At 39.9% G+C, this 22,609-nt stretch carries 18 protein-coding genes; 7 read left to right on the top strand and 11 right to left on the bottom strand.

The window, feature by feature from the left end; all coding sequences use genetic code 11:
• Positions 1-3: 3 nt before the first annotated feature.
• From BUL40_RS14020 to BUL40_RS14050, 7 genes are read left to right on the top strand one after another with little or no spacing between them, the layout of a single operon-like run.
• Entirely contained in the window at positions 4-1,551 is a 1,548-nt protein-coding gene (locus BUL40_RS14020; protein ID WP_080319763.1) for a RagB/SusD family nutrient uptake outer membrane protein, read from the top strand.
• A 21-nt stretch (positions 1,552-1,572) separates the two neighbouring features.
• A complete protein-coding gene (locus tag BUL40_RS14025; RefSeq protein ID WP_080319764.1) occupies positions 1,573-3,942 on the top strand; it encodes a LamG domain-containing protein in 2,370 nt (789 codons plus the stop codon).
• A gap of 34 nt (positions 3,943-3,976) precedes the next feature.
• Positions 3,977-5,329: a glucoamylase family protein gene (locus BUL40_RS14030; RefSeq protein ID WP_080319765.1), complete on the top strand. Its 1,353-nt coding sequence runs from the start codon at positions 3,977-3,979 to the stop codon at positions 5,327-5,329.
• Between the two features lies 1 nt (position 5,330).
• Complete coding sequence (locus BUL40_RS14035) at positions 5,331-6,698, top strand: glucoamylase family protein (RefSeq protein WP_080319766.1); 1,368 nt, start codon at positions 5,331-5,333, stop codon at positions 6,696-6,698.
• Positions 6,699-6,701: 3 nt separating this feature from the next.
• Positions 6,702-7,520: a carboxylesterase family protein gene (locus BUL40_RS14040; RefSeq protein WP_080319767.1), complete on the top strand. Its 819-nt coding sequence runs from the start codon at positions 6,702-6,704 to the stop codon at positions 7,518-7,520.
• Entirely contained in the window at positions 7,510-9,816 is a 2,307-nt protein-coding gene (gene bglX / locus BUL40_RS14045) for a beta-glucosidase BglX (RefSeq protein WP_080319768.1), read from the top strand. Before BUL40_RS14040 ends, bglX begins: the two co-directional genes overlap by 11 nt.
• A gap of 4 nt (positions 9,817-9,820) precedes the next feature.
• The gene (locus tag BUL40_RS14050) at positions 9,821-11,458 is read left to right on the top strand and encodes a sulfatase family protein (RefSeq protein WP_080319769.1); all 1,638 of its coding nucleotides are present in this window, start codon (positions 9,821-9,823) and stop codon (positions 11,456-11,458) included.
• Positions 11,459-11,472: 14 nt separating this feature from the next.
• On the opposite strand, the gene BUL40_RS14055 is transcribed toward BUL40_RS14050, so the two are convergent.
• From BUL40_RS14055 to BUL40_RS14105, 11 genes are all read right to left on the bottom strand, one after another.
• Complete coding sequence (locus tag BUL40_RS14055) at positions 11,473-12,750, bottom strand: Nramp family divalent metal transporter (RefSeq protein WP_080319770.1); 1,278 nt, start codon at positions 12,748-12,750, stop codon at positions 11,473-11,475.
• 12 nt (positions 12,751-12,762) lie between these two features.
• Positions 12,763-13,428: a bifunctional 4-hydroxy-2-oxoglutarate aldolase/2-dehydro-3-deoxy-phosphogluconate aldolase gene (locus tag BUL40_RS14060; RefSeq protein WP_080319847.1), complete on the bottom strand. Its 666-nt coding sequence runs from the start codon at positions 13,426-13,428 to the stop codon at positions 12,763-12,765.
• 7 nt (positions 13,429-13,435) lie between these two features.
• Positions 13,436-14,482, bottom strand: coding sequence for a sugar kinase (locus BUL40_RS14065; RefSeq protein WP_080319771.1), 1,047 nt, complete (start codon positions 14,480-14,482; stop codon positions 13,436-13,438).
• Between the two features lie 34 nt (positions 14,483-14,516).
• Positions 14,517-15,272: an SDR family NAD(P)-dependent oxidoreductase gene (locus tag BUL40_RS14070; protein ID WP_080319772.1), complete on the bottom strand. Its 756-nt coding sequence runs from the start codon at positions 15,270-15,272 to the stop codon at positions 14,517-14,519.
• Positions 15,273-15,284: 12 nt separating this feature from the next.
• The gene (locus BUL40_RS14075) at positions 15,285-16,049 is read right to left on the bottom strand and encodes an SDR family NAD(P)-dependent oxidoreductase (protein WP_080319773.1); all 765 of its coding nucleotides are present in this window, start codon (positions 16,047-16,049) and stop codon (positions 15,285-15,287) included.
• Positions 16,050-16,082: 33 nt separating this feature from the next.
• Entirely contained in the window at positions 16,083-17,384 is a 1,302-nt protein-coding gene (locus tag BUL40_RS14080) for an MFS transporter (RefSeq protein ID WP_080319774.1), read from the bottom strand.
• 207 nt (positions 17,385-17,591) lie between these two features.
• Entirely contained in the window at positions 17,592-18,293 is a 702-nt protein-coding gene (locus BUL40_RS14085; RefSeq protein WP_010519993.1) for a FadR/GntR family transcriptional regulator, read from the bottom strand.
• Positions 18,294-18,475: 182 nt separating this feature from the next.
• Positions 18,476-19,408: a polysaccharide lyase family 7 protein gene (locus tag BUL40_RS14090; protein WP_080319775.1), complete on the bottom strand. Its 933-nt coding sequence runs from the start codon at positions 19,406-19,408 to the stop codon at positions 18,476-18,478.
• Between the two features lies 1 nt (position 19,409).
• A complete protein-coding gene (locus tag BUL40_RS14095; RefSeq protein WP_080319776.1) occupies positions 19,410-20,300 on the bottom strand; it encodes a polysaccharide lyase family 7 protein in 891 nt (296 codons plus the stop codon).
• A gap of 14 nt (positions 20,301-20,314) precedes the next feature.
• On the bottom strand, positions 20,315-21,169 hold the full coding sequence (locus tag BUL40_RS14100; RefSeq protein WP_080319777.1) for a PKD domain-containing protein: 855 nt from the start codon (positions 21,167-21,169) through the stop codon (positions 20,315-20,317).
• A 13-nt stretch (positions 21,170-21,182) separates the two neighbouring features.
• Entirely contained in the window at positions 21,183-22,607 is a 1,425-nt protein-coding gene (locus BUL40_RS14105) for a RagB/SusD family nutrient uptake outer membrane protein (RefSeq protein ID WP_080319778.1), read from the bottom strand.
• Positions 22,608-22,609: the final 2 nt, after the last annotated feature.

A 22,609-nucleotide genomic window follows, 5' to 3' on the forward strand; every position in this document is an offset into this window, starting at 1 on the left:
GCTATGAATACTATAAAACAAAACTTTAAACCTTGGTTTGCCGTACTTTCCGCATGCTTTATACTACTCTCTTGTAGTGATAGGTTCGATGACCGTGAAGGACAGTTAAACGCAGACGATTTAGATTATTCTGATACGGATAATATGATACAAGCTTTGGTAGGCGCATACAATATTATTGCTACCAGGGGTTGGGAAGAACCTTTATTACTATCGGTTCGTGGAGATGATGTTAATGCTGGCGGATTAGGTGACCAGCAACCGTTTACGGACACGGATAATTTTATCTACGACCAAAATTATTGGATGTACAATAGCCTTTGGAATGTACATTATGGAGACATCGTAAACTTGAATACGGAGATAGAACTCATCAATAATTTTAAAGATTTAGCAACACCAGAAGATGCCCAAACGGCAGACCAGTACATTGCGGAAATCACCGTTTTGCGGGCTTGGTTGCACTTTAATTTAGCGCGCGTATTTCAAGATGTTTTTATCATAGAAACTACGCAGCCCGATGGTGAAATTGCCAATGGTGTGGCTACTAAAGATGAAGTAATGCAATACATTATTACTCAGATGGATGCTGCAATACCTTTATTACCTAATCTTAGACCTAATGAACGTACGGACATTCCTGGAGGCGTAACCCGTTTTACGGCAATGGCCATAAAGGCTATGGCCCAATTAGAGTTACAAGATTATACAGGTGTTGCCAGTACTACCGGAGAAATTATCAATTCGGGCAAGTTTTCTTTGTATGATGATTTTTACGGATTATTTAAAAAACCCGGAGAATTGAGTAATGAAAGTTTGTTTGAACTGCAATTTTCTGATTTTGGCAATAGTACCGGAGACAGTTTTTACCATCTGTTAGCTCCATTTGGTCCACAGGGTTGGACACCCGCTAGGGAAAACGCATCTGGTGGATGGGGCTTTTATGAACCTAGTTTAAAGTTCATAAAATTTATGTTAGACCGCGGTGAAACCACCCGTTTAGAAAGTAGTGTCTTGTTTACGGATAGAGGTATAGCAGAATTACAAACAGACCCTAACTACGCTACTTTACCCAGTTTTGTTAGCAACACCACAAGAGATGGCGATGTTATTAACGATTATGCAAGAGCCTTATTTGCTAGTGGTAAACACTACCTACCCTCCGTACAACTTACCGAAGGTAGAAATGATTACGGCGGTGGTAAAAACATGATTGTTATTAGATATGCAGAAATTCTGTTGATGTATGCAGAAGCAGTTACCAGAGGTGGTACACCAAACGGTATAAGTGCGGACCAAGCGGTAAACTTAATTCGTACAAGAGCCAACATGCCCACTGTAACAGGTGTTACTTCAGAAGATGTAATGGAAGAAAAATTTGCAGAATTGGCATTGGAATGGGGCATTCGCTATTACGATATGATTCGTTTGGACAACTACACCGAGTTGAGCTATGACGGCAGAACTTTTACGGCCGATGATGAGTATTTACCTTATCCGCAAGCACAAGTAGACGCTTTGCCTTTAGGTGGTACCAACAGCAACCAATAAGCTAACCTTCAATCTAAAAAAATGAAAAACATATATATTCTATTAGGTATCATTTGCCTTGCCTTAATTTCTTGTGAGCAAGGAATAGATGATATTACCAAAGTTGATCCAGGAGCTGATGAGACCGCTCCTCAAATCACCTTGAACTATCCTACAGAAGGAACCGAAATTAAGGTTTTTGAAGAGACAACCAGTTTAGATATAGATTTTGAAGTAAAGGACGACATAGAGGTAAAATCAATTAATATTTTACTAGACGGTAGCTCAATTGCTCAGTTTTCTACCTTTACGGATTATAGAATTGTTCCCATCCAATACACCCACCAAGGCTTAGAAGACGGTGAACATGAACTTGCTATTACCGCAATAGATTTAGAAGGAAAGTCCACTACGGTTAGCGCGCAATTCACCAAAGCCCCACCCTACCAACCACTCTTTGAAGGTGAACAATTTTACATGGCCTTTGATGGGGATTATATGGATTTAATAAGCTTTAAAAAAGCTACTGCCGTGGAGAGTCCTGGTTTTGCTGGGGATGGTTACGTGGGTGCAGATGCCTATAAAGGAGCGGAAAATAGCTATTTATCCTTTCCTATGGAAAACCTAAAAACTTCAGAATTCAGTGCGGCGTTTTGGTATAAAGTAGATGCTAACCCAGACAGAGCGGGTATTTTGGTAGTCGGTGATGATGAAGAGGATCGTTTTCAAGGTTTCCGTTTGTTTAGAGAAGGGAACGGAACGGAGCAACGCATAAAGCTAAACGTAGGAACGGGAGCTGGAGAAAGCTGGAACGATGGTGGCGTTATTGATGTTGCCGCTGGTGAATGGGTACACGTGACCATGGCTATTTCTGCAACAAAAACCACTATTTTCTTTAACGGTGTAGAAATGCTATCTGCTACTTTGGAAGCTCCAATAGATTGGACCGGTTGTGAAACTATGACCATAGGTGCTGGTGGCCCTACCTTTAGTTATTGGAATCACCTATCCGATAAAAGTAGTATAGATGAATTGCGCCTTTTTGATAAGGCATTGACCGCTACGGATATTCAATTAATGATTAACGCTTTAAATCCCTATACACCACAATATGATGGCGAGTCTTTTTACATGCCGTTTGATGGCGATTTTATCGACTTGGTTGGTAGTAAAGCGGGGAGTGCTGTGGGCACCCCAACATTTGTTACAGATGGCAAAGAAAACCAAGCCCTTATGGGTGCAACCGATGCTTACGTAAATTACCCTTCTACAGGCTTAACCTCAGCAGAATTTAGTGCCAGTATGTGGTACCGCGTAAATGCAAGTCCAGACCGGGCGGGTATTTTGGTCATTGGTGATGATGAGGCAGATAGATTGCAAGGCTTCCGCCTATTTAGAGAAGGTTCGGCAGACGAACAACGCATCAAACTAAATGTTGGTACGGGAACCGCTGAGGTTTGGAATGATGGTGATGTGATTGATGCAACAACAGGAGAATGGGTACACATTGCGGTTACCATAGCTAATGACAAAAATACCATTTACATTAATGGTTCAGAGGCACGGTCATCCAATATGGACGCACCTATAGATTGGACAGGCGTTGGTAACTTTACCATTGGTGCTGGCGGACCTACGTTTAGCTATTGGGACCACTTATCAGATTTAAGCGCTATAGATGAATTACGATTTTTCTCCAAGGCACTTAGCCCAGAAGAGGTAGCAGAAATAGCGGGGGGTACTTTTACACCCAAAAACTTTGGGTCTACATTATTTCTACCTTTTGATGGCGATTATATAGATGATAACAATGGATTAGCCGCCACCATGGAAGGTACACCCGCTTTTGCCGGGGAAAGCAAAGAAGGTTCAGATGCCTATGCAGGTACAGCAGACGCGTATCTTACATTCCCCATAGATGGTTTATTAAACAACCAATTTAGCGGTGCCTTTTGGTACAAAGTAGATGGCACCCCAGACAGGGCGGGTATTCTTACTGTGGCTCCGCCTATGATAGATGAGAGTACTAACGATTTATCCGCAGGCTTTCGTTTATTTAGAGAAGGTTCTGCAACGGAGCAACGTATAAAATTACACCTTGGAACCGCGGATGGTGATGTTTGGAACGACGGGGAAGTTTTAGATGTTACCGCTAATGAATGGGTACACATTGCCTTCACAGTTACCGAGACTGCCACCCAAATCTATTTTAATGGTGAGCCTGTTGCCAATTTTGGTGATATGACGGATAAAGTAATAAGTTGGGAAAATTGCTCCTTGTTATCCATTGGTTCTGGAGCACCAAATTTTATGGCATGGGGGCATTTATCGGATTCTAGTTATATAGACCAATTGTACCTATTTGACCGTGCCTTATCTCAAGAAGAGATACAGGCCTTAATGAACCCGTAGACTCAGTTAATACAAATCTTCAAGTTAATTTTAAATGCGATTAATTTTAATGCACTTGGCAATTGCATCCTTACTCCTAGGATGCAATGGCCAAAAGAAACAAGAAACCAAAACAACGCAGACCAAAAAGGTTGTGCTTTCTGATGAGCAATTATTGGATAGCATACAGTACCAGACGTTCAATTATTTTTGGGAAGGTGCAGAGCCAAATTCCGGCCTAGCTAGAGAGCGTATACATTTAGATGATATTTACCCAACACACGACAAGGACATTATTACTACTGGCGGTTCTGGTTTTGGTCTAATGGCCATATTGGTGGGTGTAGAGCGTAATTTTATAACCAGAGCCCAAGCTTTAGAACGGTATGAAAAAATTGTAACCTTTTTAGAAAAAGCAGACCGTTTTAATGGTGCTTGGCCCCATTGGTTGCTGCCCAATGGCAAGGTTACCGCCTTTAGTAAAAAAGATAATGGCGGAGATTTGGTAGAGACTGCTTTTTTAGTGCAGGGGCTACTTACCGTTAGAGAATATTTTAAAGAAGGGTCTTCTAAAGAGCAAGAATTAGCAAACAGAATTCAAAAACTGTGGGAAGGCGTAGAATGGAATTGGTACACCAAAGGCAATGAAGATGTTTTGTATTGGCATTGGAGTCCAGAATATGGTTGGGAGATGAATTTTCCTGTTGGTGGTTACAATGAAGCCTTAATCATGTATATTTTGGCTGCTGGTTCTCCTACTCATTCCATACAGAAATCGGTTTATGATAAAGGTTGGGCTAGAAATGGAGCCATTGCAAAAGATACTACTTATTACGGTCTAGAAACGGAGCTAGACCACTATGAGCATGATGCTTCTCCCGTAGGACCATTATTTTGGGCACACTACTCCTATTTGGGTTTAAATCCAAAAGGTCTAAAAGACCAATATGGCGATTACTGGAAGTTGAACAAAAACCATGCTAAAATCCATTACAAACATGCCATTGCCAATCCTAATAACTTTAAAGGCTACGGTGAAAAAAATTGGGGTTTAACTTCTAGTTATTCCGTTAAGGGATATGCCGGACACCGACCCGATAATGACCTTGGCGTAATCTCGCCTACAGCTGCTTTATCTAGCATGCCCTATACGCCTAAAGAAAGCATTACTTACTTAAGAAGTTTATACCAAGAACAAGATAGTTTAGTAGGTAAATACGGCCCGTTTGATGCATACAGTCACCAAGAAAATTGGTACTTACCCAGATATTTGGCTATAGACCAAGGCCCCATCCCAGTAATGATAGAAAATTACCGAAGTGGTTTGTTCTGGAATTTATTTATGAAGAATACAGACGTACAAAATGGCTTGGAAACTTTAGGCTTTTCAATCTCTGAAAATCCCTAATATGACCTACAGAAATTTCATAGTTGCTTTATTAATCGTCGTCTCCCTATCTTCCTGTGGAGGCGATGATTATACCTACACGCCTATCGAATTTCCTGATGATGCTACTACGGTTGAAGAACCCAATATTACGGACGAAGCCCTGTTAGACTTAACGCAAGAAACCACTTTTGCCTATTTCTGGGATTATGCAGAAAGTAATTCTGGTGCCGCCAAGGAGCGTTATCATCCTAAAGAACCCCAAAAAGATGCCCAAGTGGTTACCACGGGTGGTTCTGGTTTTGGACTTATGGCAATTTTGGTTGGTATAGAAAGAGGCTTTATCACCAGAGAACAAGGCGTAGAAAGGATTGAAAAGATACTAGATTTTTTTACAGTTGCCGATAGATTTCATGGTGCTTGGCCACATTGGTTAAATGGTAGTACGGGCAACGTAATACCGTTTAGCGATAAAGATGATGGGGGTGATTTAGTAGAAACTGCTTTTTTGGCACAAGGCTTAATCTGTATTAGCGAATACTTTAAAAACGGTACGGAAGCAGAAAAAATGCTTGCTAACAAAGCTACTGAACTATGGGAGGGTGTGGAATGGAATTGGTATACCCAAAACCAAAATGCTTTGTATTGGCATTGGAGCCCTACGTATGGCTTTGATATTAATTTAGAATTAAAGGGATACAACGAAACGCTCATTACTTTTATTCTTGCCGCAGCTTCTACGGATTACAGTATTGATAAAGAAGTATACACCCAAGGTTGGGCGAGCAATGGAGGTATTGCTTCAAATACCAATCAATATGGGTATCCCCTTGTGGTAAACCATGCTGGCGGTTCTAATTATGGCGGCCCCTTGTTTTGGGCACATTATTCCTACTTAGGCTTAAATCCCAAAGAACTTTCGGACCAGTATGTAAACTATTGGACTGCCAATGTGAATCACACTAAAATCAACCTTAATTACAGTATAGAAAACCCAAAAGGGTTTAAAGATTACAGTGAAAACTGCTGGGGCCTAACCGCCAGTTATTCTAGAAATAACGACGGTAGTATTGGGTATAACGCCCATCAACCAAGCAATGACATTGGTGTAATTTCACCAACAGCTGCAATCAGTTCTATTGTCTATACCCCAGAAGAATCGCTTAAAGCCATGCGCTATTTCTATTCTCATAAAGATAAACTACTAGGTCCTGCAGGCTTCTACGATGCTTTTAGCCCTGAATATAATTTTTGGGTAGCAGATGCTTATTTGGCCATTGACCAAGGTCCACAAATTATTATGATAGAAAACTACCGTAGTGGTTTGCTGTGGAACCTGTTTATGCAGTCTGAAGCAGTACAAAACGGGTTACAAAAACTAGGATTTTAAACTATGAAATCAAAAAAACTAATACTCCTGATTGGTCTTTTTATTCTTGGGCAAATGGCCTTAGCTCAAAACCAAGAAAAATTTTCCAAAGAAGTCTTTGTTCAAGGGGCAGACAGCTTACTTTTTAGGCAATTATTACCAAAAGACTTCAATCCAAAAAAAAGTTATCCTTTGGTGCTGTTCTTACACGGTGCTGGAGAGCGTGGTGCGGATAACACAAAGCAACTTACCCATGGTGCTGCTGTTTTTGCCACAGATAGAATACAAGAACAGTTTCCTGCCATAGTACTTTTTCCGCAATGCCCAACAGACGATTACTGGTCTCAAGTTACCGTAGATAGAAGTAATTATCCCGTTCAATTAGATTTTAGGTATCAGGAAGGCCCTACCCAATCCATGAAAATGGTTTTACAATTATTGGACACTTATTTACAACAAGAGTTTGTAGACAAAGTCCAAGTATATGTTATGGGATTATCTATGGGAGGTATGGGTACGTTTGAGTTGATATACCGTAAACCTGAAACTTTTGCAGCAGCTATACCAATTTGCGGTGCTGGCGACCCCAAAAACGTTAATACCTATGCACAAACAACGCCTATATGGGCTTTTCATGGTGCCCAAGACAATGTAGTAGCACCTACCCAATCTTTAGCAATGGTAAATGCACTATTAGAAGCAGGGGCGCATCCAAAGTTTACTCTATATGATTTTGCCAACCACAACAGCTGGGATCCTGCTTTTAAAGAACCAGACCTGTTACCGTGGTTGTTTAGTAAGACCAAAAATCAGAATACAGAAAAAAAGACGAATGAAAAATAAACTTATCGCCTTAGGCCTATTGGTACTTATAACCCTAAGTTGCAATGAACAAAAGCCAGCCCAACCATCCCAAGAACTACCGTACCAGAAAGAAGTAGATTCCATCTTGGCGCTGATGACTTTAGAAGAAAAGATTGGTCAATTAAATTTACCCTCTTCTGGGGATATTACTACAGGCCAAGCACAAAGCTCAGATATTGCTAGCAAAATTGCAGCAGGTAAAGTTGGGGGTTTATTCAATATAAAAACCGCGGCAAAAATTAAAGAAGTACAACGGATTGCCGTAGAAGAAAGTCGGTTAAAAATTCCATTGTTATTTGGCATGGATGTTATTCACGGCTACCAAAGCACCTTCCCTATTCCACTGGGTCTTGCTGCCAGTTGGGATATGGATTTGATACAACAAACCGCAAGAGTTGCCGCTCAAGAGGCTTCTGCAGACGGTATAAACTGGACTTTTTCCCCTATGGTGGATATCTCTAGAGACCCTCGGTGGGGTAGAATTTCCGAGGGCTCTGGAGAAGACCCTTTTCTTGGTGGTAAGATAGCTGCTGCAATGGTTAAAGGATATCAAGGAGATGATTTATCGGCAAACAATACCTTATTGGCCTGTGTTAAGCACTTTGCGTTGTATGGTGCCTCAGAAGCTGGTAGAGATTACAATACGGTAGACATGAGTAGAGTACGCATGTACAATGATTATCTACCACCGTATAAAGCTGCTATTGATGCCGGAGTAGCCTCTGTTATGGCATCTTTTAATGAAGTTGATGGTATACCGGCAACTGCCAATAAGTGGTTGTTAACAGAAGTGCTTAGAGAACAGTGGGGGTTTAATGGTTTTGTAGTTTCAGATTATACCGGAATTAATGAAATGGTGGCTCATGGTATTGGTAACCTACAACAAGTAAGTGCCAGAGCATTAAATGCCGGTTTGGATATGGATATGGTAGGCGAAGGATTTTTGACCACACTTAAACAATCGCTAGAAGAAGGATTGGTTTCTGAAATTAATATAGACACTGCTGTTAAACGCATCTTAACCGCTAAATACCAACTCGGTTTATTTGATGACCCTTACAAATATTGCGATACCACCCGTACTAAAAACGAAGTTTTCACCAAAGAGAATAGAGATTTTGCTCGTAAAGTGAGTGCAGAGTCTATGGTGCTTTTAAAAAACGAAGGCGTTTTACCCCTTAAAAAATCGGGCTCAATTGCCTTAATTGGCCCGCTGGCGAATACACCACACAACATGGCCGGTACCTGGAGTGTTGCCACACAGCAAGAAAAGTCTATTTCTGTTTTAGAAGGATTGAAAGAAGTTGCAGGTGAAGCGGTCACCATAAACTACGCAAAAGGTAGCAATGTTGCCTATGACGAAGCCTATGAAAAACGCATTACCATGTTTGGTAAAGAGATTACCAGAGATGGCAGAACAGATGCGCAACTATTGGCAGAAGCCCTCGCTGTTGCCAAAAAATCTGACGTTGTTGTGGCGGCCATAGGAGAAACCGCAGAACGCAGCGGTGAAAGTAGTAGTATTACCAATTTGCAAATACCAAAAGCCCAGCAAGACTTATTAGATGCACTTTTAGCCACAGGCAAACCCGTGGTAGTTGTGTTATTTACAGGGAGGCCACTGGCCATAACAAAAATGCAAGAGGAGGCACCTGCAATTTTAAATGCATGGTTTCCGGGGAGCGAAGCTGGTTTAGCTATTGCCGATGTATTGTTTGGAGCGGTAAATCCGTCTGGAAAATTAACCGCTACCTTTCCAAGAAATGTAGGACAAGTACCCCTGTTCTATGCTCATAAAAATACAGGTAGACCATTGGACCCAGCCAAAACAGCCGACTGCGGATTTCAAAAATTTACCAGTAATTATTTAGATGTCTGCAATACCCCATTATATCCATTTGGTTTTGGATTAAGCTATACCACTTTTAGCTATTCTGATGTTACCCTAGATAAGGCAGAACTGGGACCAAACGACTCTATAACCGTTTCTGTTAAGGTAAAAAATACGGGTGATTTTGATGGTAAAGAAGTGGTACAACTATATGTAAGGGATGTTGTTAGGAGCACTACGCCTCCAGTTCGTGAACTAAAGGGATTCAAAAAAATATTCTTGAAGAAGGGCGAAGAACAAATCGTACAATTTAAACTGCAAACTGAAGATTTGAAATTCTATGATACGGACCTCAACTTTATTGCGGAACCCGGTGAATTTCAAGTGTTCGTTGGCGGGGATAGCACCACTGAACTACAAAATAGATTTGAACTTGTAAATTAAATAGATGCGGTGGTTTAAGTGCTTGTTGCTTATCTTTTTCCTAATTGGATTTGTTCATTGTAAAGAACAATTCAATAAAGAAGCTGTAGAAGTTTCTAGACCACCCAACATTATATTTATCATGGCAGATGACCATGCAGAACAAGCTATTAGTGCATATGGGCATCCTATTGGTAAATTGGCGTCAACACCAAACATTGACCGCATTGCTAAAAATGGAGCATTATTTACGCACAACTATTGTACCAACTCCATCTGCGGACCCAGCAGAGCGGTGATATTAACGGGCAAAATGAGTCATGAAAATGGCTTTAGGATGAATGGCGACCGCTTTAACGGGAATCAAGCAACGCTTCCTAAATTTTTAAAACAGCTAGGTTACAACACCGCCTTAGTAGGCAAATGGCACTTACACGGTAATCCTCAAGGTTTTGACCATTGGGAAATATTGGACGACCAAGGAAAATACTACAATCCAGATTTCATTTCTAAAGAGGATACTACCCGTATTGAAGGATACGCTACTGACATTATCACGAATAAAGCGCTCAACTGGTTGTCTAAAAATAGAAAGGACAAGTCTCCATTCTTTTTAATGGTACATCAAAAAGCACCACATAGAAATTGGATGCCCGCTTTAAGGCATTTAAATATGTATGACGCTGTCCAATTTCCACTACCTAAAACTTACTTTTCTAAATTTCCAAATCAAGTAGCGGCCCAGCAACAACTACAGACCATTTATGAAGATATGTATGAGGGTCACGATTTAAAGCTGAGTACTGGCCCAAATACCACTGAACTTAGCAACAATCCATGGACAGATGATTTTAACCGGATGACCCCCGAACAAAAAGCAAGGTGGAATGCTGCCTACCTACCCAAAAACAATGCTTTTTATAAGGCCAATCTTCATGGCGAAGACCTAGCCAAATGGAAATACCAGCGGTACATGCAAGAATACATGGCTACCGTAGCCGCAGTAGATGAAGGTGTGGGCAAAATTTTAGATTATTTAGAAAAAGAAGGGCTAGACCAAAACACATTAGTGGTGTACACTACAGACCAAGGATTTTATTTGGGCGAAAATGGTTGGTTTGACAAGCGATTTATGTACGAAACTGCCTTTAAAATGCCTTTATTAATGCAATTACCCGGAGTAATTGAGCCGGGAATAATGATTGATGCCCTTACCCAAAATTTAGATTTTGCCCCAACTTTTTTAGACCTAGCAGGTGGTAAATCTATGGCCGCAGGGATGCAAGGCACTTCTTTTATGCCATTACTCACTGGAAATTCATATGATTTTAAAGATGCTATTTATTACCATTTTTATGATTACCCAGCTTTTCATATGGTAAAAAGGCATTATGGCGTACGTACCAAACGCTACAAATTGATTCATTTTTATGATGACATTGATACCTGGGAATTTTACGATTTACAAAAAGACCCTAATGAGCAATACAATGCTATTAATGATGAAAACTATGCTCATACTATTGCTCTACTTCATAAAAAATTAGATAGCTTACAAAAGGACTATCGCATTACAGCAAAAGAGTTTGAGCCAGTTTCTCCAGAAAAAGTTAAAAAAGCATACAAAGACTTTGAACGGCTACGGGGTATTCCATTAAAATAACCCAACAATCTTCCCTAGATTATGGAAAAATATTGCACTAAGGCCACAATACCATTATAAGAAATAACACAGGCAAATAGAAAAGCAGCTCCCATAATTAAATTAAGTGTCCAATGTGGGCGATGTTTTGCCATTACAGCAGTAAAGTTCATTAAGTACAAAATACCAGCTACAACAAGTGGTAGCACAAAAACATTAAATACTTGAGAAAGAATTTGCACTTCAATAGCATTTGCACCAATTGCAGGTCCTATCAACGCAAATAAGCAAGCTATGGCCGTGATTGTCTTGAACTGTTTGGATTTTGTATCCAATGTTCCCGACTGATAATCTGCCAAAAGAATAGGAGCAATAAGTAAACAAGGAAAAATAGACGATAAGCCTGCACTTAGGGTGCCAAAAAAGAATAACGTTAAAGCAAATTTGCCCGCTACGGGTTCTAGTATTCCTACCATATCTAACACCGTCTTAACACCTCTGCCTTCATGAAAAAGGGCCCCACAAGCAACAGCCATGATTGCACCACTAATTGCAAAAACCAATATAGCCGCAATGATTGCGTCTTTTTTCTGTTGTGCTCCATTGGCTTCCAAGGTCCAGCCCTTGCCTTTTACAAATAGTGGTCTAGATAAAAAAGTAGCAGATGCCATAGTGGTACCTACAAAGGCAGCTACCATCATCTTACCCCCTTCTACTTGGGGTATTGAGGGGATTAATCCTTGTATGACCTCTACAGGTAAAGGGTGTACAAGAAATAATGAAAATAAAAATGAAAATCCCATGATGGTCACGAAAATGACCAAGATTTTTTCAAAAAACGTGTACTTACCCTTGAGTAGAAGTAAATACATTGTTACAATAATTACCGCTGCAATAATAAAAACTACATTAATACCAATAGTTTTTATAACAGGGATATATATAGCAAGAATCTCCTGAACAATACTGGCGCTAATACCCAATATACCCATGAGCGAATTCCATTGCCCAAAAGAAATCCCCACCAGTACCAAGAGTGCCATGAGTTTACCATACTTTAAATGCTTTCTAAACGCGAATAAACCTGTTTCCCCAGTCACTAATGCATATTGGCCGTAAGCGTAAATAAGAACTCCTGAAAAGAGACAACTAAGGACCAAAACCCAAAGTAATTGCATGCCATAGGTACTGCCAGCTACTGTCATAGAAGTTACGCTACCGGTACCAATGGTATACCCAATAGCAAAAATACCCGGCCCGAAACTTAAAATCAGGCCAAGTATCTTCTTAAAAATGGGTGGTAGCGTTTTCAATTTAAACCGATATTATTGTAAGGATTTGATGGTTTCTAAAGTAGAAGCCACTAATTGCCGTAACCCATTGTAATCTTTATTTTCTAAAATAGTTTTAGAGATGAGCTTAGACCCCATACCTACGCAAGTTACTCCAGCATCAAACCAACCTTTTAGATTGTCTTTGTCTGTACTTACCCCGCCCGTTGGCATTACACTAGTCCAAGGTTGTGGGCCTTTAATGGCTTTTACAAAGCCAGGACCATAAGTAGAACCTGGGAATAATTTTACTAGCTCACACCCCAACTCTTCTGCAGCATTTATTTCTGTTAAGCTACCGCAACCCGGAGACCATAGTACTTTTCTACGGTTGCAAACCTTGGCAATATCTTCTCTTAAAGACGGTGTTACTATAAAGTTGGCTCCCATTTGTATAAACAAGCTAGCCGCCGCTGCATCTGTAATGGAACCAACGCCCATAATCATTCCCGGAAGTTCTTTAATTGCATATTTGTTCAGCTCTAAAAACACTTCGTAAGCAAAATCACCTCTAGCGGTAAACTCTAACAAACGTGCCCCCCCATCATAACAGGCTTTTAGTACTTTTTTGCCCAATTCTACATCTGGGTGATAGAATAAAGGCACCATCCCGGTGTCCTTCATTGCTTGTATTACTTCAATTCTTGAATACTGTGCCATGCCATTTTTATCTAGCCACCCTTCCGGATGCATCACCACTCATTAATTTTTCTACTTCATCTACCGTAGCCAAATTAGCATCGCCTTTAATAGTGTGCTTTAAGCAAGAAGCAGCAACTGCAAAATTCAAGGCGTTTTGGTCATCTTCTGGGTATTTTAGTAATCCGTAAATTAAACCACCCATGAAAGAATCGCCCCCACCTACACGGTCTACAATATGTGTAATCTGGTATTCTGGAGATTTGTACATGGTTTTACCATCATACAATACACCCGCCCATGTGTTGTGGCTTGCAGAAAGGGAACCTCTTAAGGTGGTAATTACTTTCTTAGCACGTGGAAAACGTTTCATCATTTGCTCACAAACCGATAAAAATGCTTCGGCCTTTACATGTTCTCCTTGAGTAGTAATATCTAAACCTTCTGGTTTAATGCCAAAATGCTTTTCTGCATCTTCTTCATTCCCCAAAACAATATCGCAATAGGATGTAAGCTCAGCCATTATTTCTTCGCGCTTAGCATCATCACAATATTTCCAAAGTTTAGCTCTATAATTTAAATCGGTAGAAATGGTAACGCCCATATCACTAGCTGCTTTTACTGCCTCTAAACAGGCATCTGCGGCACCCTGGGAAATGGCAGGGGTAATCCCTGTCCAATGGAACCATTCTACACCTTCAAAAACAGATTTCCAGTCAACCATGCCTTTTTCTATCTCTGCCATAGCAGAATGTGCACGGTCATACACCACTTTACTACCTCTAGAAACCGCACCAGTTTCTAAAAAATAGATACCTAAACGGTCACCGCCATAAACAATCTTATCCGTACCCACCCCACGTTTGCGCATTTCCATAAGGGCACATTGGCCAATATCATTCTTAGGTAAACGTGTTACAAAATCTACGGGTACGCCATAGTTGGCTAAGGATACGGCAACGTTACTCTCGCCACCGCCATATACCACATCAAAACTGTTGGCTTGTGAAAATCTTAAAAACCCTTGAGGGGCCAAACGGAGCATAATTTCTCCGAAGGTTACTACTTTTTTCATTATTGACTGTTATGCTTTGTTGTTTGTAGAAAGCTTAGCTAAATGCCAAACCTCCGTTTATGTCTATATTATTTCCGGTTACGAACGTGGCATCGTCCGTAGCCAAGTAAGCTACTAAATCGGCAACCTCAGTGGCTTGCCCTTCTCTACGTAAAGGTGTTACCGATGCTACTTTAGACCGAATTTCATCCTTTGTAAAATCGTCATGAAATTTTGTACCGATTAGACCCGGACAAAGTGCGTTTACGCGAATCCCTTTTGGACCCAATTCTTTGGCCATAGCCCTAGTAAAGGTAGTTACCGCACCTTTGGAGGAACTGTACAAGGCAGAACCACCACCGCCGCCATCTCTAGCTGCTTGTGAAGAAATATTGATGATAGAAGCTCCTTTGTCCATCAAAGGTTCAAAGGCTTGGGATACAAATACCGTAGATTTAAAGTTCACGTTCATCACTAAATCATAAAACGCTTCATCAAACTCTTGTAAGGTCTTACGAGCAAATAATCCGCCGGCATTATTTACTAGAATATCTACTTTTTCGCCAAAAGCTTTAGTGACTTCTGCTTTTAGTTGTTGAATATCTTCTAGTTTAGATACATCTGCTTTAACGGCAATTGCCTTTTTACCCAATGCTTCAATCGCTGCAACGGTTTCGTTGGCTCCTTTTTCTGAATTAAGGTAGTTTACCGCTACGTGAGCACCTTCTTTGGCCAATTTTATAGCGATAGCCCTACCAATATCTCTAGAACCACCGGTTACCACTGCAATTTTTCCTTCTAGCTTACCCATTTTTAAATTTTATTAGATTCCTAATCCTTGTCCACCACCTACTTGGATGGTCTCTGCCGTTAAAAAGGCAGCATTATCACTTACCAAGAAAGAAACGACAGAGGCTACATCCTCTGGCTGCCCTAATCTTCCTAGTAAAATATTATTCTTCCAAGAAGCGAATACTTCTGGTTTGGTTGATTTTATTTGGGTGTGGAATGGAGTATCTATTGTACCTGGAGATACTGCGTTTACACGAATACCATATTCTGCCAAATCTTTAGCCAACGCTCTAGTGATAGCATGTACACCTGCTTTGGATGTTCCATAAATACCAGCACCTGGCCCACCAGCATTCCAACCTGCGATTGACGTATAATTAATGATAGAAGCATTCTCCCCCTTTTTTAGGTAAGGAATTGCTGCTCTCGAAGCAAAGAAGGTAGAATCTAAGTTCAATGCCATTACAAAACGGTAGAATTCCGTTGTCATTTCTTCAAATCTAGAACGACCACCAAGACCACCGGCATTGTTGATAAGTGCATCTATTTTCCCGTACTTATCGCCAATAGCTTTAATGTTTTCGTTGACGGCATCTTCTTTGGTAACATCAAAACCATAATATTCTGCTTTGATACCCTCTGCCTCTAATTCTTTTACTCTTTCGGCACCTTTTTCGTCCTCGATACCATTAAGGATAACGGTGTATCCGTCTTGACCTAGCCTTTTGGCTACTTGAAAACCGATACCTCCTGTTGCACCAGTTATTACCGCTACTTTTCCGTTAGAATTGCTCATTTTATGTATTTGTTTTTATTATCTAATTACTATTTATTGTCTAGGTTTTAGTGGTGCAATTTTTGGGCATAAACCCCATACCGCTCCAAGGGCCACAAGTGCTAAGATGCCACCAATAATAAAAGCTGGCGTATAATTACCACCAGTGGTTATAAAGGTTACCAAGAGCGTTAGACCTGCAGCACCCAATTTGGCCGCCATACCGGCAAAACCTGAAAGCGTACCTACTATTTTACCGCTGAATAAATCACTAGGAAGTGTTTGTATGTTACCTATAGCCACTTGAAAACCAAACAACAAAACAGCCATAATAATTACTGCATTGGTAGCCGTTCCCGGGGCTTTTAATAGAAAGAAACAAGGTAACATGATTAAACACCCTAGGGTTATGACCATTTTTCTGGTCTTGTCCACAGACCAACCTGCTGTTATACGATTCTGCGCCAACAATCCGCCGGCCCATGCACCTAACATGGCACCTACATAAGGTAACCAGGCAGAAAATGCGATTTCTTTTACGTTGAGTCCAAATACTTCTGATAGGTAGATGGGAATCCATACGATGAATAACCACCATATAGGGTCTATAGCAGCCGAAGCAATAATTACACCCCAACTTTCTTTATGCTTTAAAAGTTTTCCCGTAGTTGGGTTATAGCCTTCATCATAATTTCCGTCACCGTCTAAATCCTGATTCTTTTGTCCCGTAAGGATATATTCTTTTTCCTCTTCTGATAGCCAGGGGTGCTTTTTAGGGGTTCCCTTAACTATAAACAACCAAGGTAACAACCATAAAAGACCTAATAGACCAACCACGATAAAAATAGATTTCCACGATAAAAAATCTGCCAATATTCCTATGATAGGATACGCAACGATACCCCCAATTGCCGCTCCTGAATTAAAGATACCTTGAGCAAAAGCGCGCTCCTTAGTGGGGAACCATTCTGCATTTGCTTTGGCTGCCCCTGGCCAATTGCCCGCTTCTGCCAATCCTAGAATAGACCTAAATATGGAAAAACTGTACAAACCTTGTGCTACCGCGTGTAAAATAGTAGCAATGGACCAAACCGCGATGGATAATGCAAAGCCCAAACGCGTGCCAATCCAATCAAAGATTTTACCAAATAAACCTTGACCTGCGGCATAGGATAGTATAAATACTGTAGAAATAGAACCATAAATAGCTTTATGCCCGTCCCCATCCATTTCAGGAAATAATTCTTTTGCAATATCTGGCCATAGCGCTCCAAAAGCCTGCCTATCTATGTAGTTTATGATTGCGGCTAAAGCTACCAATCCTACAACCCACCACCGTAATCCTTTAAATTTCATATTTCTTGTTTTTAAACAATTAAAAGTCTGTCCAGAATGTTACAACTATTTGTCATAACCATCCGGTTTTACATAAAACTTAGACAACATGAATGTTAATGATGCTAGGAGCGCACCTTCATATGTGTAGTAAGTTTTACTTCCCTCCTATTTAATAGTCTATAAAGTTGTAGCGTGCAATACAACCTTATGGACATCATACGTTAATTACGTATTGTAACAATATTGGTACAACGTTTTAAAATGTACCTTCATTTTTTCTCTAGCCAACTGTGGATCTTGCTTTTTTATAGCTTCAAAAATATCCTCGTGCTCTTGTATACCCATAAAAGATTGATCACTATCACAAACATGATATTTTTCAAAATTGGTGATTATCTCTGGGGTTATAATTAACATGAACGTATTCATGGTACTGTTTTTACTGGCTTTGGCTATGGCCAAGTGAAATAACAAATCTTCTTGTACCGCATCTTTACCATTCAACACCTTTTCTTTATAAGCATCCAACGTTTCTCTTATTTTCTGCAAGTCTTCTTCGGTTCTTCTTAAAGATGCCAATTTCACGGTCTTGAGTTCTAATAAAATACGTGTTTCTACCAACGACTTAAACCCAGGATCTTCCAATTTTAGGATATCTTCCAACATGCCTTTCATGGCAATTTGCCCAATATTGGCTATAAAAGTGCCGCTTTGGGGCTTGGATTTCAAAATTCCAAAAAATTCCAATTTTTGTATGGCTTCCCTTACGTTACTTCTGCTAACCCCAAATTTTTCAGAAAGCATACGTTCAGAAGGAAGTTTATCCCCAGGCTCTAAATTCTTATAATCAATTAAGTCTCTTAACTTTTCAATTATATCTTTTTGAACCCCTTCATTATCCCCTTTTGTAAGTATTTCCATTCTCATAAGCCACCCGAATTAAAATTGGTTAACCAGATTGGTTTGTTAAAATTACACAATTTAAAACAGCCACAAAACAATAATTCATATTAATTTTTAATTAACCAAAAGCCTTAAAAAGCTGTTGCCCAAAACGCTGTTTAACAACAGCTTAAGACCTCACTTAACTAAACTAACTCAAACCTATTTTAATGCCTTACCTCCAATGCATAATACTTAACCGTTGCACTGGTATTCTCTTCCTTACTGGTAAAATAATTGCCAGCTTTAAAGTAATTTTCAAATATGCCCCATCTACGCATATGCACATCTTGATATACAAATGTTTCTGAGTTATTTAGGCTTACTTCTAACCTTGCTTCAGAAGCTTTTATTTTAAGACTGAATTTCTCCTTGCCTACCACTTCTGAAAATTCACGAACAGAATCTTTCCATGCGGTGGTACTAAGAATAGCTTTATCTGATGCCGTAGTATCTTTTAATATTTTGGTGTGAACCCTTATTTTTTCATTTGCCCAATAGATTTTTAATACTGGAGGGGCATTATTATCATCCTCACCAATTAAATCTCTTTGTTCGTTGGTTAGCCTTCCATGAATTTGCATTACAATTGTACGGTAAGGTTTGCCATTGGCATCTTCCGAGATTTCTGGAACAGCTAAAGTTCCTTCCATTTCTCCACCTTCTGCAAACGTCCAATTTGTTGTGTTGCTACCTGGCTCCATTTGTTCACGCAGCTCGGTTCTAGAATAAGAACTATTTGCGGTAGAAGCTCCTGGAAAAGTGTAGAATACCAACGCTCCATCAGTAGAGTCGTTATACATAAACGGGAGCAGCCGTTCATCTATAGCATAATCTAAAATTTCAGGAGGTGTAACCTCTAATGGTTTTCCGTTTTCTTTGGCCACTGGCAAAGTAACTTTCCAATTGTTCAAGTCAATATTCGGTAACTTATAAGTTGCTTCTTCAGCTGTAGGTTCTGGATTGCCAACAGCTAGACCATCATCTGTTGTTACAACTTCTTCTTGCCTACTTGTTGTTTCTTTACCACAAGAACTTGCAAGTAGAAAAGCAATGAATAGTTGTATACTAATAACTCTAAAAGTGATGAACCATTTCATACTAATGCGTTGCTTTCAACTTATAATATTTAACCTTGGCAAAAGCCCCTTCATCCCTAGTTTGCAAATAGTTACCAGCCTTGAAGTAATTTTCGAAAACGCCCCATTTTCTGATATTGACATCATCATACACAAAAAATTCATTCTGGTTTAAGGACACTACCATTTTACCATCAGAGACGTTTACTTCCAATCTAAACTTGTCAAAATTTACTTTTTCCTTAAAGTTACGGCCTTCATCATCTCCCCAAACACTTTCGTGTAAAAGTGCATCTCCATTAAGCCCTTTTATTTTTAATACTTTGGTCTTAACACGAATTTTTCCGTTATCCCAATAAATTTTTAAAATAGGTGGTGCATTGTTGTCTTTTTGACCAATCTTATCTCTTTGCTCATTGGTTAACCTACCATGTATTTGCATGATAATTACCTTATGATATTTACCATCCGACCCTTTTGAAACCGCATCCATTTTTAGTGTACCACTTAAAGTGCCACCTTGTGCAAAAGTCCAATTAACATTGTTATTACCAGGTTCCATTTGTTCCCGTAATTCTGACCTTGAGTATTTGGTATTAGCGGTTGTTTGCATGGGAACGGCATGGAAAACAATAGATCCATCCGTAGAATCTGTATACATATAAGGCTTAAGCTTAGCTATGTTAGCATAGGCCTTAATTTCTGGCGGGGATACCTCATCTGGTTTACCTGCGGGAATAGTAACTTTCCAATGTGATAAATCAATTTTCGGCAAACGATACCTTTTCTTCTTTTTGTCTTTTTTTATTTCCTTGACTAAGCGATTGTTGGAAACCAAACTATTGTCCTGAGCTGTACCCAATTGACAAAGCGTAAAAGAAAAAAGACCAAGTATGAATGCCGAAAATTTCATGAAAAACTAACTAATTAATTCGCTACTGGTTCTATAGAGATGTTATCTAACCTTGCCTCTTCGCCTTGGTTGGTAATTAAAATGGCTATGCTAGCATTGGCACCAGTATTAAAGGGTAAATCTACTTTTACGTAATCATTTGCGCTGGTTTGATCATCCCCAACAAAATCTGCCAATTTAGCTCCGTCCAATTCTGATAAATCTGAAATACCACCACCTATAACAGATAGTGTAATGGTACCCGGGTTGCTAGTTTTAAGCGTATAATAGTATGTTAGTACATAATCTGTATTTGGTGTTACCGCAATATCTGATTGATAAGCAATACGATCACCTGCAGAAGGAAATTTTGCTGCTTGGCTCCCAGACTGTACTGGGCTACTGGTAATTTGGATAACCCCACCAAAATCATTTCGCCAAGAATCCCTACCGTCTCCCGTGCCATCTGGCAAACTCAAATCTTCAAAATCAGCCTCCAGAACCACTGGTGTTATGGCTTCTGGCTCTTCTGGTTCTACCACCGTTACATCCATACTAAAAGTGCTGGTAGCACCTAAGGCGTCAGACGCGGTTAAACTTACCGTAAACGTGCCTTCTGAAGGAAAAATGTTAACAGGATCTACTTCTGAAGAGGTGTTGCCGTCTCCAAAATCCCAAGCATAGGTAGTTGCGCTGTTAGATTGATTGGCAAAGCTATACTGTAAAAAATCAACTTCGCTCTGCGATGCGGAAAAACTAGCAGTTGGCGGGGTTAAATCTGCCAAAGAACCTTCTTCTGCAATATCGTATTCAAAATCGCAAGCCGTAAGCCCAATAAGGGCTAAACCAGCAAGCATATATTTTTTGATGTTATTCTTAAAGTTTCTCATTTCAAATTCAATTTTAGTAACCAGGATTTTGACTCATTAAACCTTTGCTAAGGTTTATCTCGTTCTGGGGAATAGGCAACAATAAGTCTGTTGCAGTAAACCCGTAACCATTAGCCGTAGAAAAAGCAGATAGTACCTCTTGTGCAACCCCAAATCGGATTAAATCAAAAAGGCGATGGTTTTCAAAAGCCAACTCTACCCTTCTTTCGGTCAACAAATCGGTTTTTGTGATAGACGTTACCGGAGTAGTTAATCCAGCTCTATCCCTAACTTGCTGAAAAGAAGCCAGAGCGGCAGCAGCGCTTGTTTCTTGACCTCCAGCCAAAATGGCCTCTGCGTGCATCAACAAAACATCTGCATATCTAATTACGATCCAGTCATTGCCAGACAAAGTAGCATCCGTACTAAAAGTTTTACCATCTGCACCTCCATCTTCACCATTGGGCAAATATTTAACCACTTGTGTTTGGGTGGGTTGCGAAGGATCTACGCGATATGAATATTGTGTTCTATCGCCTCCAAATTCGTCTAGGGCAGCAATAGCTTCGTCCGTAACATAATTTACACCTACAGTTCTACCCACACCGTTCATAAACTCTGCGGAAAAATCCTGACTATCAGACTCAATACCTGGGTTATAGGCAATGGCAAAAATTATTTCATTGTTGCCTTCATTGTAAAAAATATCATTGAAATTAGGCTCTAAAGTAAAACCATAACTCATAACGTTTTCACATAAAACTTGCGCATCGGTATAATTACCTAACGTTAAATGTACCTTGGCCAACAAGGCTTCTGCAGCCGCTTTTGATGCCCTGAATTTTTCACCGTTGCTTAAACTATTGGCAGCAAACTCTAAATCTGAAACAATAAGCTCATAAATTGAAGTGGTAGCAACACGAGTAAAAGCGGTTTCGTTATCCAAAGGACCTATTAAACCATCTACTAATGGGATATCGCCATACAATCTAACTAGATTAAAATAGGCATAAGCCCTTACAAATTTTGCTTCACCTTCAAATTGTGCCGCTTTGGCATCTGAAGCATTACCCAAATTTGCCAGGACCAAATTGGCCCTGTAAATTATATTATAGAAGCTTTTGTAATAATTGTTTACAATACCGTTTGCAGTAGAAACCGTAAACTCTTCAAATTGAGCCGCCTCGCCCTCTTGACTTTTGGTTCGGGTATTATCGCTACGCATTTCGGTTAGGTAATACTCTAATTGTACTCCTCTATTGTCATCTAAGTCGGTAGAATTAATACCCTGAATAGCATCGTACATGCCAATAACACCGGTTTCTATCTCCTCATCATTACTAAAATAACCTAAACTACTTATAGCAGATTCTGGAACGGGTTCTAGAAATTCACTCTCACAGGCCACCAAAGTTCCAAGAACCATTGCTAAACCTAAATATTTATATATAAATCTCATTT

The organism is Croceivirga radicis, assembly GCF_002072105.2.
In the GTDB taxonomy this organism is placed as follows: domain Bacteria; phylum Bacteroidota; class Bacteroidia; order Flavobacteriales; family Flavobacteriaceae; genus Croceivirga; species Croceivirga radicis.

Coding starts and splice junctions, on each gene's coding strand:
- BUL40_RS14020 (WP_080319763.1), top strand. CDS start 4: ATGAATACTATAAAACAAAACTTTAAACCTTGGTTTGCCGTACTTTCC.
- BUL40_RS14080 (WP_080319774.1), bottom strand. CDS start 17,384: ATGAAATTTAAAGGATTACGGTGGTGGGTTGTAGGATTGGTAGCTTTA.
- BUL40_RS14040 (WP_080319767.1), top strand. CDS start 6,702: ATGAAATCAAAAAAACTAATACTCCTGATTGGTCTTTTTATTCTTGGG.
- BUL40_RS14100 (WP_080319777.1), bottom strand. CDS start 21,169: ATGAGAAACTTTAAGAATAACATCAAAAAATATATGCTTGCTGGTTTA.
- BUL40_RS14060 (WP_080319847.1), bottom strand. CDS start 13,428: ATGGCACAGTATTCAAGAATTGAAGTAATACAAGCAATGAAGGACACC.
- bglX (WP_080319768.1), top strand. CDS start 7,510: ATGAAAAATAAACTTATCGCCTTAGGCCTATTGGTACTTATAACCCTA.
- BUL40_RS14030 (WP_080319765.1), top strand. CDS start 3,977: ATGCGATTAATTTTAATGCACTTGGCAATTGCATCCTTACTCCTAGGA.
- BUL40_RS14095 (WP_080319776.1), bottom strand. CDS start 20,300: ATGAAATTTTCGGCATTCATACTTGGTCTTTTTTCTTTTACGCTTTGT.
- BUL40_RS14025 (WP_080319764.1), top strand. CDS start 1,573: ATGAAAAACATATATATTCTATTAGGTATCATTTGCCTTGCCTTAATT.
- BUL40_RS14085 (WP_010519993.1), bottom strand. CDS start 18,293: ATGAGAATGGAAATACTTACAAAAGGGGATAATGAAGGGGTTCAAAAA.
- BUL40_RS14070 (WP_080319772.1), bottom strand. CDS start 15,272: ATGGGTAAGCTAGAAGGAAAAATTGCAGTGGTAACCGGTGGTTCTAGA.
- BUL40_RS14035 (WP_080319766.1), top strand. CDS start 5,331: ATGACCTACAGAAATTTCATAGTTGCTTTATTAATCGTCGTCTCCCTA.
- BUL40_RS14065 (WP_080319771.1), bottom strand. CDS start 14,482: ATGAAAAAAGTAGTAACCTTCGGAGAAATTATGCTCCGTTTGGCCCCT.
- BUL40_RS14090 (WP_080319775.1), bottom strand. CDS start 19,408: ATGAAATGGTTCATCACTTTTAGAGTTATTAGTATACAACTATTCATT.
- BUL40_RS14075 (WP_080319773.1), bottom strand. CDS start 16,049: ATGAGCAATTCTAACGGAAAAGTAGCGGTAATAACTGGTGCAACAGGA.
- BUL40_RS14105 (WP_080319778.1), bottom strand. CDS start 22,607: ATGAGATTTATATATAAATATTTAGGTTTAGCAATGGTTCTTGGAACT.
- BUL40_RS14050 (WP_080319769.1), top strand. CDS start 9,821: ATGCGGTGGTTTAAGTGCTTGTTGCTTATCTTTTTCCTAATTGGATTT.